Genomic DNA, 13557 nt, shown 5'->3' with positions numbered 1-13557 from the left:
TGAGATTAGCAGTAATGTGAAATTCGTTTTCCGTTAACAATAACAACGGCGTGTTAGCGCTTATCGTTATATAACGGGATGTTTAGCGAGAATACCATGCCTGAAGGCTCTAACCGGTTCGCGCTGATCGTGCCGTGATACGCTTCAATAATCCGTTTCGATATTGAAAGCCCTAGCCCTAAACCTTCCGGTTTGGTGGTAAAAAACGGGTCGAACAGCTGTTCTAGCTTATCGTTCGGCATGCCAATTCCGTTATCCCAAATGATCAGCTGACAAGAGTCATGATGCAGTTGCCATTCGATGCCTATCTGTGGGCTAGCCTGTTGGTCAACGCTTTCCAGGTTTTGTTGCTCCTGCAAGATTTTCTGTTCAAGAACTTGATGTTGCAGCGCTTGAGTCGCGTTGTGAATCAGATTCACCAGTACTTGCTCGAGTTCGGTTGGATGAATCGCAATATTGATGTCATCTGGCACCGTGCTTAGCCTTAGCGTAATTCCTTGCTTGATCATCAGCGCACTGAGAATACTGGTGGCGTTGTTGACCGCTTGGTGCAGGTTCGCCATATGATGCTCTTGTTTAGTGACCTTGCGAGTAAAGACTTTGAGTCGCGCGATGATGTCGGTAATGGTGTTGTTGAGGCCAATCATTTTCTCAAGATTGCTTTTCACCAAATCGGTTCGTTCCATTTCAAGCAGTTTTAAGCTGTTCTCACTGTAGGTTCGCAACGCTGCAAGCGGTTGGTTGATTTCGTGGTTAATGCTCGCTGACAGCTCGCCGAGTACCGCTAATTTCGCGGTTTGTGTCAGCTCTTGTTCTGTCTGTTTCAACTTGGATTGCGACTCTTGGTATTGAAAAAGGGTTTGTTGCAGCTGTTGATTGGATTGCTTCAAGTAGTGAGTGCGTTTATCAACGGTTTGCTCTAGGTTTTGGTTGAGTCGGGTCAACGCCACTTTCGCGAGATAAGTCTGGCGCCACGACCAAGCGATGAGCATCACCAAGCTGTAAATCACCACGAAGATGACATCGATCTGCAAGATTTTAATAAGTTCAGCTCTGGTCTCTTTTAGGGCAACAACTTGGTACTGATTGTTGCTGATGGTAGCGGGGTAAAGATTAAATGCACCAAGCTTGAATAACTGGTTGGCGGTGAGCTCTTTTCGGATTTCATTGGATTGAAGGTTGCTAGATTGATTGGCGTTGCTAGTTTCTGATTGAGAGCTTGAAGAGCGAAAGGCTTCGATGATCGAAATTTCGCTTTGACCGTATTGGCGTTGAAGTGCGATATCCGTTTGTTGTTGCTGAGTTAGTGGCAACAATGAATGGTAAAGCCATGGAGCTTGGCTTGATAGAAAGACCACTTGGTTAGAGTCGAGTACTACGATCTCAAAATCGTCGCTGGTTAGGATGTTTTCGAGATTTTCTAAGCTCACTTTTACGGTGATAACGCCAACAATTTCCTTGTCGATATACAGAGGTGAAGACAGAAAATAACCGCGTACGTTCGAACGAGCGCCTAGCGCGACATATTGTGTGTTGTTACCTTGAATGGCAGAAGCAAAGTAGGGACGAAACGAGAAGTTCTCACCCACAAAAGTGCGAGGCTTTTGGTAATTACTGGAAGCGACCACAGTACCGTTCGGATCGTGAATATAGATGGTGTCGGCTTGGCTTTGATTCGACCATTCAAATAGCAATTGATTGAGCTGCGCAGCGGAAATCTTGTCTGCTTGTGGTGATGAGTCAAAATAAGAGAGCAAGCGCGGGTCATGGCTGAGCAAATCCGGGATCTGTTTGAATTTATCCAATTCAGAGTCGATTTGTAGATTGGCTTTACTTGCTGCTTCATCGAGTTGCTGAGTGACGATTTTTTCTTGGAATTGCACTGCCATAAAGTGGGTTGCGGTCAGCCCTGCAGCTCCCAATAACAATGAGAATAAAACAAAGGGTGTCATTAGGTTAGGCAGTATTTTGGTCACTCGGATCTCAGCTTGTCATCGGTTTGTATAAAGATTATCAATATGATGGAGAGAGTACCGAGATCTTGTTAACACAGAGCACCTTCTGTGAGACAAAACCATGGCTTAGACTTGTGTTTCAAAGGATTACGGCGCAAAATCACAAAAAAATTTAAAGGAGCAAGCAAATGGAACTGACAGATATTCGTCGCGAATACGCTAAGGGTGGATTGAGACGTAAAGACTTGGCCGCAGACCCGATTGAGCAATTCAATTTATGGCTAGAGCAAGCCATTGAAGCGAAGTTGACGGACCCTACTGCCATGACAGTTGCTACGGTTGATGAAAATGGTCAGCCATTCCAACGCATTGTTCTGCTGAAGAATGTGGATAAAGACGGTTTCGTTTTTTACACCAACCTAGGTAGCCGTAAAGCGCACCAGCTTGAGCACAACAGCAAAATCAGTTTGCACTTTCCTTGGCATCCACTTGAGCGACAAGTTCATATTACGGGCACGGCTGAAAAGCTGACGGCTATGGAAAATATGAAGTACTTCTCGTCACGTCCAAAAGAGAGCCAATTGGCCGCGATTGCAAGTAAGCAGAGTAGCCGCATCTCAGCGCGTGGAATTTTAGAAGGTAAGTATCTAGAGCTTAAACAGAAGTTTGCCAAAGGCGAGATTCCTGTGCCTTCTTTCTGGGGTGGCTTCCGAGTTCGTGTGGATAGTATTGAGTTCTGGCAGGGTGGTGAACACCGCTTGCACGACCGTTTCTTGTTCTCACGCCAAGACAACAGTTGGGATATTGATCGCCTAGCGCCTTAGGCTGCTTGATCGCTTAGCTGCTTAACAGATCCAAAAATGCCGTTGATTAGACTGATCAAATCAACGGCATTTTTTTGTCTGCATTTTCAGCTGAACAGTCAATCAGTCACTGTGAAGAACAACAGAGATCTGTTTTTTGAGCAGAGTTTCTGGGATCACTGAGCCCAATCCTGAATCCAATGCATACTCAATCAATTGGCTTTTACTGCGTGCATCAAACTTCTGTTTCAATCTGGCGACATGACCTTCGACCGTTTTGATTGAAATGTTTAACGTCGACGCGATGTACTGTGGTTTCTTGCCGAAAAGCAGTAAGAACAGTACCTCTGATTCTCTCGAAGTCAGCCGCTTTTGCAGCTTAGACACGCGCGGCTCTGACCCCGCAAGCGATGCCTGATCGCCTTTTGTTCCTGTGGCCTGACAAACCCAATGACCGACCTCTAAGATCGCGGTATCGGTAAGCTCTTGGCCATAGAAGATGGTGCCTTGGACGTTGTCGTCGTCATCAAGCCATGGTGTTTTAGTAAAGATATGGGCGTGCCAGCGTCCGTCTGGATAGGGGTGAATATCGAGAATCTTAAGGGTACTGCGTGTATCCATCACATGTTTGTCTTGAGCTCTGAAATCTTGTGCGCACTCGGTGGTTTGACTGGGCATGTCGAAGTCGGTCAAGCCAGTACAAGTCTCATTGGGTTTTAAGCCAATCAATTGGTTGTAAGCAAGGTTGGCGTACACGAAGACCGAGTCAGTATCTTTGCAGCCCCAGCAGCCTGGAAGTTGTTCGAATAAAGAACGATGTATGGAGTTGAGTGGATCTGGCAAGGTTTTATCTCGTGTGTTGCGATGTTGCAATAATATCAGTTTCTTATAGCGCTGCAATGGCAATTAGAGTACGAAAAATAAGGGGGGACTGACAGTTAAACGGACTGCTGACTAACTGTGTCAATCACGGAGAATCGATGGGCATAAAGGGTGATAATCAGGCAAAAAAAAGCCAGCCTGAAGAGGGGCTGGCTAAAGACAAGATATGCCTTGTCGACATGTAGAAGATTTTCAGTCTAATTTACGAGGGTCAGGTAAATTAAACTGAGGCATCAATTTGATACCCAGAGTGACTTACTACTCTATCGACGAATCTACTCTTAGGAGTGCTTATGCATAAGGGGGGAATTCCCCTATAAATGCTGCTCAATGTGATAATTGAGAACCTAGAGTAAATATTTGGGGTTCTGAGCCTATGACTGGGAGCCTACAGCTCTCGTACTACTCGGAATCCTAGATAGTTCGCTGCCGTTGAAGGCGGTACGTACAGTTCGTTAAACACTTTTGCTTCTTCAGGAGAGAAGCTCCACGCGCCACCTTTCGCTAGGCCTTTCTGAACGGTTGTCCATTCCCATACATTACCCACCATGTCGTAGAAGCCTGTAAAATGTTTTTCGTGTTCGTGTTCGTGTTCGTGTTCGTGCTTGTGTGATTGCTTGTGAAGTCCCTAAACTCGCCGGAACGATTGGTTTTACAATGCCCGTAGTTTGTACACTCTTGATCATCCTTCCGGAGGCATGATCAAGATGATCGCGATAATGATCTTTTCATTCTCGCGAGCAAATAACTCTCATGAGCATTTACAAATTCATCTTATGCGCATTTAAGAGTATTATTCTTACTATGTTGACCCGAGTATTTTTCTGTCATGTCTAAACCTTTACCCTTTCCTAACCTAGACCTTTCTCCGCTAGGCCTTACTGGCCCTCGTCCTGCTGAGATCATCACTTTGCCATCGCATATGGATTGCCACGATCACCATTATTCTCAGGTGGTGATTGGTTTAAAAGGTCAGGCGGAATTTGAAGTGAGTGGTAAGGGGAATCTTGTTGGCCCAGGACAAGGTTGTGTGGTGACAGCGAGCTCTGATCATGCTTTCGGCGGAGTGGTTGGTCAGTCGGATATTCTCGTGCTCAACATGCCTATGCCAACCGATGATGACCCTCTGATGCTAGAGAAGATTAACCAGTTAGAATCATCGAACGTCTACTTCCAATTAGATGCGCAAATTCAAAAGCTTATCCATATGTTGGTGCAAGAGATGCAGGCCAGTCCTGATGATCTGTTATTAAGCCGTGCGTGCAATGATACGGTGATTGCATTGATGCAAAGGCACATCTCGGCATTTGAAACCTCAATCAAAGATTCACGCTTTGATCTTGAAGCGTTGGATCGCTACATAGAACAGCATTTAGCAAACAAGATCTCCGTCGCGCAGCTTGCGGGTAGTGTGTTCTTGGGTGAAAGCCAGTTCCATATGTTATTCAAAGAGCAAATGGGCATTACCCCTCACCAGTACGTTCTTGGCAAGCGCATCGACCGTTCTCGTCGTTTAATTGAACAAGGTAATCTAAGCCTTGGTCAGGTCGCTGAACTGGCTGGTTTCTCCGGTCAATCTTCCTTTACTCACACCTTTTCACGCCTTCAAGGCATGTCACCATCCCAATACAAAAAGAAAATTTCTGTTAAATAGTGAAACAAAACGGCATATTATTTTAAAGTTTCATATGTGACCTTGTGTTTGTTTTGTTAATAAAGCGAGTTTTTAGCAAAAAACTCGGAGTTTTTGACAAGTAATCCTTATATACTCTAAATACACTGCAGCCATTGTAGAGATCCCGAACTCTTTTCGGGTGTGAGATTAAGGAAAACGCATGTTTACAGCTACTGATGTGTTAAAGCCAGAATTCAATGAGCAGTCGCTTGCTGATCTTTGGACGCTTATCTCACCATTATATATGGTGGATGAAACCCAATGGCTAGAGCAACTTCTGCCGCTAGCTACCCCTTCTGAGTCTGAAAAGCAGCAAATTACAGACAAAACGACGTCGTTGATTGAGTCTATCCGTGCGGATAAAACATCTATTCAGATGATCGACGCCTTGTTGCTTGAATACAGCTTAGATACTCAAGAGGGCATCTTGCTAATGTGTCTGGCGGAAGCCTTGATGCGTATTCCTGATTCGGCAACCGCTGATGCGTTGATTCGCGACAAACTTAGCGTTGCGGATTGGAAATCTCACCTGAAGAATTCTGACTCGGTTTTTGTTAACGCATCAACTTGGGGCCTAATGCTAACAGGCAAGGTGGTTGGACTTTCATCTAAAGAGCAGAGTGCAGGTCAAGCGGTTAACCGTTTAGTGAACAAGCTTTCTGAGCCGGTGATTCGTAAAGCGATGCACCAAGCGATGAAGGTGATGGGTCACCAATTCGTTCTTGGTCGCAGCATTGCTGAAGCGCAGAAGAACGGTAAGTCTATGCGTGACAAAGGTTTTACCTACTCATACGACATGCTAGGTGAAGCGGCACTGACCACTGCTGACGCAAACAAATACTTCAAAGATTACCTAATGGCGATTGAAGCCGTAGGTCGAGACACATACGTCTCTTCAAAATCTAGCCCAGCACCGTCTGTTTCTATCAAGCTTTCTGCGCTTCACCCACGTTATGAAGTGGCGAATGAAGACCGCGTACTGACTGAGCTATGCGACACGCTAGAGCAGTTACTGCGCCGTGCGATTGAGCTTGATGTTGCGATCACGATTGATGCAGAAGAAGCGGATCGCCTAGAGCTTTCGCTTAAGTTATTCGAAAAACTGTATCGCAGCGAGCTAGTGAAAGGCTGGGGCAAGTTTGGTCTGGTTATTCAAGCGTATTCAAAGCGTGCGTTACCGGTTCTAGTTTGGCTAAACCGCCTAGCAAAAGAGCAGGGTGACTTAATCCCACTTCGCCTAGTTAAAGGTGCTTACTGGGATAGTGAGATCAAATGGTCACAACAAGCTGGTTTCGATAACTACCCTGTTTACACTCGCAAAGAAGCGACTGATGTAGCCTACCTAGCGTGTGCGCGTTATCTATTGAGCCCAAGTGTTCGTGGCAATATCTTCCCGCAGTTTGCTAGCCACAATGCTCATACGGTTTCCGCTATTGCAGTGATGACAGACCATAAAGACTTTGAATTCCAACGCTTACACGGCATGGGTGATTCACTTTACAACCATGCAATGGAAGCTTACCAACAGTCGGTACGTATTTACGCGCCAGTTGGTAGCCATAAAGATCTACTGCCATACCTAGTACGTCGTCTGTTAGAGAATGGTGCAAACAGCTCGTTTGTACACCGTTTGGTTGATGCTCGTTGCCCTGTAGCAGAGCTAACACAGCATCCAGTCGACATGCTTTTGGCATTCGATACGTTGAACAACACTAAGATTCCTCTGCCGCCAGCGGTATTCCCTGAGCGTAAGAACTCATACGGTGTGAACATTGATATCGAGAGCGAAGCGCATCAGTTTGAAGAGCAAGTAAAAGGCTTTTTGAACAATCAATGGACTGCTGGACCTGTGATCAACGGCGAATCTCTTGCCGAAAGCATGATCAAGGCTGATCAGAATGTTGAACAAGTAACAGCACCTTACGATCGTCGTATTAGCGTGGGTCAGGTGGCTTTTGCAAACCTTGATCATGTTTCCGCAGCGATCACTGGTGCAGACGCCGCATTTGCTGATTGGAATGCGACATCGGTTGAAACCAAAGCCGCTGCGCTTGAGAAGTTGGCGGATCTGATGGAAGAAAACCTGGCTGAGCTGGTGGCAATTTGTCATCAAGAAGCGGGTAAGACAATTCACGACAGCATTGATGAAGTGCGTGAAGCGGTCGACTTCTGTCGTTACTACGCAAAACAAGCGAACAACCTACAAGGTTTTGAGCTAAAAGGCTTTGATGGTCTAACTCGAATCGCTTCGCGACAAGGTCGTGGTGTATTCGTTTGTATCAGCCCTTGGAACTTCCCATTGGCGATCTTCCTTGGCCAAATTACAGCTGCACTAGTGGCGGGTAACACGGTTGTGGCGAAACCTGCAGAGCAAACAAGCTTAATTGCAGCTCGCGCAGTGGAATTGATGAATGAAGCGGGTTTCCCTGCTGGCACGATTCAGTTACTACCGGGTCGTGGCGCTGAGATCGGCAGTGCGCTAACCAGTCATGATGCGATTGCGGGCGTTGCCTTTACGGGGTCAACACCAACAGCACAACGTATCAACGTGTCATTGGCGAGTCGTAACGCTAAGCCTGTTCCGTTTATCGCGGAAACCGGTGGTCAGAATGCGATGATCGTCGACAGTACCGCACTGCCTGAACAGGTAGTCCGTGATGTTATTCGTTCGGCATTCGCTTCTGCAGGTCAACGTTGTTCTGCGCTACGTGTGCTTTACATTCAAGAAGACATTGCAGATCGCGTGATTGGACTAATTCACGGTGCGATGGATGAGCTAAGCGTTGGTATTCCACATCTTCATAAAACGGATGTGGGCCCAGTTATCGACCAAAACGCGAAGCAGAAGTTGATGACGCACCTAGAAAATATGACTAAGACCCAGAAGAAAGTGGCTCAACTTTCTCTAGGAGCGGATTGTGAACATGGTGACTTTGTTCCACCAAGTGCGTTTGAAATCGATGACATCAGCTGCTTGAAAGAAGAGCAGTTTGGTCCTGTACTGCATATCGTTCGCTTCAAAGCGAGTGAGTTGACACAAGTAGTAGACCAAATTAACCAAACCGGTTTTGGTCTAACTATGGGTATCCACAGCCGTAACGAAACAACTTACCGTTGGATCGAGAAACACATTCGTGTGGGTAACTGCTACATCAACCGTGACCAAGTGGGCGCTGTTGTTGGTGTTCAACCATTCGGCGGTCAAGGTTTGTCGGGTACTGGCCCTAAAGCGGGTGGTCCTCACTACCTATACCGCTTTACTGATGTTCATTTTTCTCAATCACAAGACAAGGCATAAGGAGCAGTATCATGGTTCATCAAGTGACAGGTTTTTCTGATGCTTTGTTAGCGTGGGAACAATGGAATCTTACCGACTTTGATCATAAGAGTGCTCAGGTACTTGCATTCAAATCAGAGATCGAAAGCCAATCTACGTCTTTGGCGGCAGTGGCAACTTATCACCTAGAGCAAGCCTCTGCGCTGCTTTCTGAGCAGCACCTAATGGCTGGCCCGACTGGTGAAACAAACGAGCTGTATGCTGCAGGACGTGGTGTGGCTTTGGTGATTGTTGATGATTGCGAAGAGAAAGTGCCAGCACTGCAAACAGCAACCGCGATGATTACCGCAGCACTATTAGCGGGTAACAGCGTGCAATTGTGCAGTGATGACGTGCAATTCAACACCTTGATCGCTGATGCAGCGAAACAAGCGAATTTACCGACGAACTTGGTGCAGGTTGCTTCGTACGACGCGGCTCAAAAGCTGCTGTCTTGCGATGTACGTAGCGCAGGTTACGTAGGTAACTCACAAACGGCTCAAGCTATCAATTTACAACTTGCTAAGCGTGACGGTGCCATCGTCAGTTTAGTAGCTGAAACGGATCTGACAGCAATGCATGTTGCTCACGATCCACACTTATCGCTGCGTTTCATTACCGAGCGTACGCGAACTATAAATATAACAGCCGTGGGCGGTAACGCGACCTTGCTCGAACTTGGAAGCGAAGCTCACTAACCTTCAGTAACATTGGCTCTAAGCACTTTTGTTTTCTCCATTGTTGGTTTCACCATCTTTGGATTTAACTCATAGTGCCTTGGAGCCTCAATACCTAACTCAATGCACTCGCTTGCCTTTACGGTGAGTGTCTTGCATTGAATTAGGTATGGAAGGCTTTTTACAAATGAGGACTATCAAATGATAGAAAACAGTTTTGCAATAACGACGACGTTCATTGCGTATCTAATTATGATGCTGGCAATCGGTGTTATTGCTTACAAACGTACTTCTAGCTCGACAGACTACTTCCTAGGTGGTCGTTCGCTAGGCCCATGGCCTGCTGCACTTTCTGCTGGTGCATCAGACATGAGTGGTTGGCTACTACTTGGTCTACCGGGTTACGCTTATGCTGCTGGTTTTGAAGCATTCTGGCTTGCTGGTGGCCTGCTAGTTGGTACTTGGGCGAACTGGTTAATCAGTGCTAAGCGTCTGCGTACTTACAGCATTACAACAGAGTCACTGACGCTACCTGAGTTCCTATCTCGTCGTTTCAATGATAATTCTAAGCTGATCCAAACAATTTCTGCTTTCTTTATCCTTTTATTCTTCCTTTTCTACACAAGTTCTGGCTTGGTAGCAGGTGGTAAATTGTTTGAAACAGTATTCGGCCTAGATTACACAACAGCGGTAATCATCGGTACAGTATGTGTGGTTTCTTACACGCTATTTGGTGGTTTCCTTGCGGTATCTTGGACGGATTTGGTTCAAGGTCTGCTGATGTCTGCTGCGCTATTGATTGTACCAATCGCAGCGATGAACGGTGGTCTTGGTCAGCTATCGACTGATCTTCACAACATCAACCCAGAGCTTCTCACGCTATGGAATGATGTGAAAGGTGAGCCACTTTCTGCTATCGCGATCATCTCGCTAGCGGCATGGGGTCTAGGTTACTTCGGTCAGCCACACATCCTTGCTCGTTTCAAAGCAACACGTAGCAACAAAGACCTAACAACAGCGCGTCGTATCGCGGTGGTATGGTCTGCTCTGTCTATGGTTGGTGCAATGCTAGTAGGTCTGGTTGGTCTAATCTACGTGACTAACTCTGGCGCGCCTAAACTAGACGATGGCGAGAAGATCTTCATGCTTCTTGTTAACGCAATGTTCCACCCAGTCATCGCCGGTATCCTACTTGCTGCAATCCTAGCGGCAATCATGAGTACTGCTGATTCACAGCTTCTTGTTTCTTCATCTGCAATGGCAGAAGACTTGTACAAGCAAATTCTGAAGAAAGACGCAACGTCAGAAGAGATTGTTCGTGTTGGCCGTTTCGCGGTTATCCTAATTTCTCTGATTGCTCTTGTGCTAGCGATGACGCCGGACAGTTCAGTTCTTGGCCTTGTATCTTATGCATGGGCTGGTTTCGGTGCTGCATTTGGTCCAGCTATCGTGTTGAGCCTATACTGGTCTCGTATGAACCGTAACGGCGCTCTAGCGGGTATCGTTGTTGGTGGTGTTACGATTGTACTTTGGAAACAGTTCACGGGCGGTTGGTTCGATGTTTACGAAATCGTACCGGGAATCATCCTATCAACTATCTCTATCGTTATCGTGAGCCTAATCACTGGCGAGCCAGAAGACGAAGTTAAGAAGCAACACGCTGAGTTCGAGAAGAACCTTGTTGAGCTAGACTAATTTACATTGTAAAAATACCAATGAATTAGCAAAAGACATGAACAATAGAGTCACTTCGGTGGCTCTATTTTTTTATGTGAGTACGACCTTTGTCTTATTTCAAATTAAGTTTATTCGAGGTTTTCTGATATTGAAATGGGGGTTTACAATGTAAATCGAAAGCGAAGGATCTTGAGCGAGAAATGAAAGGTCTGTCTTGTTGGTGGCGTTTGATGTCAAAAAATAAAATAGAAAAATGGCTATTTTTTGAACTTGGCGCTCACTTTTGTCATTAGCTCGGTGAATTGTGGAACCGAATTGGACATGATGTGTCAATTGTCAGTAACCACTAAAGACCTATAGGACAAAGGTATGCCTGATCTCTATTGCAAAGGATGTAAAAAAACAACACTACATAAGTCTATAATGAAACGTTGTGAGTCAGAGCCCGAGACAGCTTCTGGCCGTATGATGCAATGGACGTCAAAACTATTTAGTGGAAACCTGTACTACGATATGGAAACTCAGCACTTCTGCCGCACGTGCAATTGTCGTTGCGAAACTGGAAGTGCTGTTCCCCAAGTTGGCCTAGCCTAACTCATAGTAAGTGCTTACTAACTTGATTCAAAAAACCTCCGTGCTAGGAGGTTTTTGTGTTTCTAAGCAGCCTTGAGTGCAAGCTCAGCTTCAATGGCATTGCCATCAATCTTCACTTCCCATCCATAGTTTGAGTATTCATTTGCTAGTGCCTGAGCAACATCTTTTGATACCGTTACGTGTGTCCATGAACCAATACCGTAAGGTTTATATGCGAGTTCTTGCGTTTTCATAATAGAGTCATCCTTTCTCTTTGATAATTATATTATTCACTTTGGCCTATATCCTTTCTTTCGTTTCCGGCTCAACTTATTTGTTAATCGGGTCATTTCTATAATAATTTGTTAATAACCAGAGTTTGATTTATAAGGGTTCTTATCTATTTGTATGTGTTTATATCTGGCGTGAATATCATCCGTGCATTTAGTTTTTAAATGTGTGAGCGAGGTTTTCTTCGATTGCACTTGGTATGGAATATACTGAGCGGAATTTAGAATGTTTAAGGAATGTTATGTCTCAGCATCAGCTCGATCGTATCGATAAAGAGATACTAAGAATTCTGCATATGAAAGGGCGTTTACCTGTTGTTGAACTGGCAAAACAGGTCAACCTTACGACGTCACCTTGCTCTGATAGACTCAAGCGATTGGAGAAAGAGGGCTACATCACGGGCTATCATGCTGAGCTTTGTTCAGAAAAGCTGGGACTCGATGTTCAAGTCTTTATCCATATCCGTCTCGATCAGACTAGCTTTTCGATCTTCGACAAATTTGCCCAAGCCGTGGAAATGATGCCTGAGGTGGAAGAGTGCTACTCACTGTCGGGTGACTTTGACACCATGATCAAGGTTCGAGTGAAAGACATGAAGGCGTACCAAGCGTTTATGGCAACGAAGTTGGGCACCTTGCCTGGTGTGATTCAGACACGTAGTGAAGTGGTGATTGAAGAGCATAAAAAGGGCTTCGGCGTGAACCCTGAGTTGTTGGCAACTCTAAAATAGTGGCCTAATTTCGCTTACCAACGTGATTTAGATATAAAAAATGGAAGCAATAAGCTTCCATTTTTTGTTGAGCGTCAGATAAAGAGCAATCCGATAAACTTGTTCGCCTTAAAGCGTAATGGCCGCAGAGATTAAGCCAATCACACCACCGAATACACCGCCCCAAACCACAAGCCAGCCAAGGTGCTTCTTGATCATGGTCTGAACCATCTCTTTAACCAGCTTAGGTGTTAGTTCATTCAAGCGCTGATCGATGATCGCCTCAATGTTTTCTTTGATTTCATCCATCATCGCAGGCGATTCTAGCTCGTCTTTGATGGCATTTTTTACAGAATCACTCTTGCTGATTTCAATCACAGATTCTTGCATCTTCTCAACAAACGGCGCTTTCATTGGCTCTAGTGCTTCTGTGCCACCAAACATTGCCAACATACCGCCAAACTGAGAGTTCTCGATAACATGCACCAGTGAGTCGAATGCAGGGTTAAAGTCGATCTTCTGAATCACAGGCTCTAGATTGAGCGACTTTCCTGTCATCTCGCTGCTTAGGAAGCGGTCGATGTTACTTTCTGTAAAGAATTGCTCCATCATCAGTTGCTTGATGGCTGCCTTGAACTCTTCAAAGCGCGCTGGAATCACTCCAGAACCGTATAGGCCGGGTACTTTCTCGAACAACATGTGAATCGCAAGCCAGTTGGTGATGGCACCAGAAAAGGCGAATAGGCCTGCATAAAGCAAGTATTGGTTTGCTGTCGCATAGCCGCCAGCAAGCAGCGCTAACGCGATAACGTTAGTTAAGACACTTTTGTTCATGGTTGATCTCTAGAAAGAATATTGCGCGCATTTTAAGAAAAAAACGCCAAGAAAAAAACAAAAGGATCGATGAAGTTTATTGGACAGGTAGCAAAGAGCGCCAAATAGCAGGCATAAAAAAGGCTAGCCTCCCCCCGAAGTCTAGCCTTATTCCAGAACGCGCAA

General features: G+C 45.5%; 11 protein-coding genes and 1 pseudogene. 7 read left to right on the top strand and 5 right to left on the bottom strand.

The window, feature by feature from the left end:
- Positions 1 to 53: 53 nt before the first annotated feature.
- Positions 54 to 1976, bottom strand: a complete 1923-nt coding sequence (locus A6D97_RS12255) for an ATP-binding protein (protein WP_065584475.1) — start codon at positions 1974 to 1976, stop codon at positions 54 to 56.
- 167 nt (positions 1977 to 2143) lie between these two features.
- Here A6D97_RS12255 and pdxH point away from each other — a divergent pair, with 167 nt between their 5' ends.
- Positions 2144 to 2779 (top strand): pyridoxamine 5'-phosphate oxidase, encoded by a 636-nt coding sequence (gene pdxH / locus A6D97_RS12250; protein WP_017061203.1) that lies wholly within the window; start codon positions 2144 to 2146, stop codon positions 2777 to 2779.
- A 102-nt stretch (positions 2780 to 2881) separates the two neighbouring features.
- Here pdxH and A6D97_RS12245 read toward each other — a convergent pair whose 3' ends face one another.
- Positions 2882 to 3664 (bottom strand): helix-turn-helix transcriptional regulator, encoded by a 783-nt coding sequence (locus tag A6D97_RS12245; RefSeq protein ID WP_032546410.1) that lies wholly within the window; start codon positions 3662 to 3664, stop codon positions 2882 to 2884.
- A 364-nt stretch (positions 3665 to 4028) separates the two neighbouring features.
- Positions 4029 to 4205, bottom strand: a pseudogene (locus A6D97_RS21580) (SUMF1/EgtB/PvdO family nonheme iron enzyme); the annotation flags it as partial.
- Positions 4206 to 4469: 264 nt separating this feature from the next.
- On the opposite strand from A6D97_RS21580, the gene A6D97_RS12240 reads away from it, so the two are divergent.
- From A6D97_RS12240 to A6D97_RS22210, 5 genes are all read left to right on the top strand, one after another.
- Positions 4470 to 5294, top strand: coding sequence for an AraC family transcriptional regulator (locus tag A6D97_RS12240; RefSeq protein WP_017065150.1), 825 nt, complete (start codon positions 4470 to 4472; stop codon positions 5292 to 5294).
- Positions 5295 to 5475: 181 nt separating this feature from the next.
- Positions 5476 to 8613, top strand: a complete 3138-nt coding sequence (gene putA / locus A6D97_RS12235; protein ID WP_017065151.1) for a bifunctional proline dehydrogenase/L-glutamate gamma-semialdehyde dehydrogenase PutA — start codon at positions 5476 to 5478, stop codon at positions 8611 to 8613.
- 11 nt (positions 8614 to 8624) lie between these two features.
- Entirely contained in the window at positions 8625 to 9329 is a 705-nt protein-coding gene (locus A6D97_RS12230; protein ID WP_065584474.1) for a 1-pyrroline-5-carboxylate dehydrogenase, read from the top strand.
- A 183-nt stretch (positions 9330 to 9512) separates the two neighbouring features.
- Positions 9513 to 11003 carry a sodium/proline symporter PutP gene (gene putP, locus A6D97_RS12225; protein ID WP_065584497.1) on the top strand — a complete coding sequence of 497 codons (1491 nt, stop codon included), beginning with the start codon at positions 9513 to 9515 and terminating at the stop codon, positions 11001 to 11003.
- Positions 11004 to 11354: 351 nt separating this feature from the next.
- The gene (locus tag A6D97_RS22210) at positions 11355 to 11579 is read left to right on the top strand and encodes a hypothetical protein (protein WP_081324486.1); all 225 of its coding nucleotides are present in this window, start codon (positions 11355 to 11357) and stop codon (positions 11577 to 11579) included.
- A gap of 62 nt (positions 11580 to 11641) precedes the next feature.
- Here A6D97_RS22210 and A6D97_RS22040 read toward each other — a convergent pair whose 3' ends face one another.
- Entirely contained in the window at positions 11642 to 11812 is a 171-nt protein-coding gene (locus tag A6D97_RS22040) for a hypothetical protein (protein ID WP_017070161.1), read from the bottom strand.
- A gap of 278 nt (positions 11813 to 12090) precedes the next feature.
- Between A6D97_RS22040 and A6D97_RS12220 the strand changes: the two genes are divergently transcribed.
- The gene (locus A6D97_RS12220; RefSeq protein WP_004732526.1) at positions 12091 to 12579 is read left to right on the top strand and encodes an Lrp/AsnC ligand binding domain-containing protein; all 489 of its coding nucleotides are present in this window, start codon (positions 12091 to 12093) and stop codon (positions 12577 to 12579) included.
- Between the two features lie 108 nt (positions 12580 to 12687).
- Here the strand turns inward: A6D97_RS12220 and A6D97_RS12215 are convergent, their stop codons facing one another.
- Complete coding sequence (locus A6D97_RS12215; protein ID WP_017065155.1) at positions 12688 to 13392, bottom strand: hypothetical protein; 705 nt, start codon at positions 13390 to 13392, stop codon at positions 12688 to 12690.
- Positions 13393 to 13557 lie beyond the last annotated feature (165 nt).

Source organism: Vibrio sp. ZF57, from assembly GCF_001691235.1.
Lineage (GTDB): Bacteria > Pseudomonadota > Gammaproteobacteria > Enterobacterales > Vibrionaceae > Vibrio > Vibrio crassostreae_C.
The sequence above is the reverse complement of the archived record's forward strand: the minus strand, read 5'-3'. Positions and strand labels throughout refer to the sequence as shown.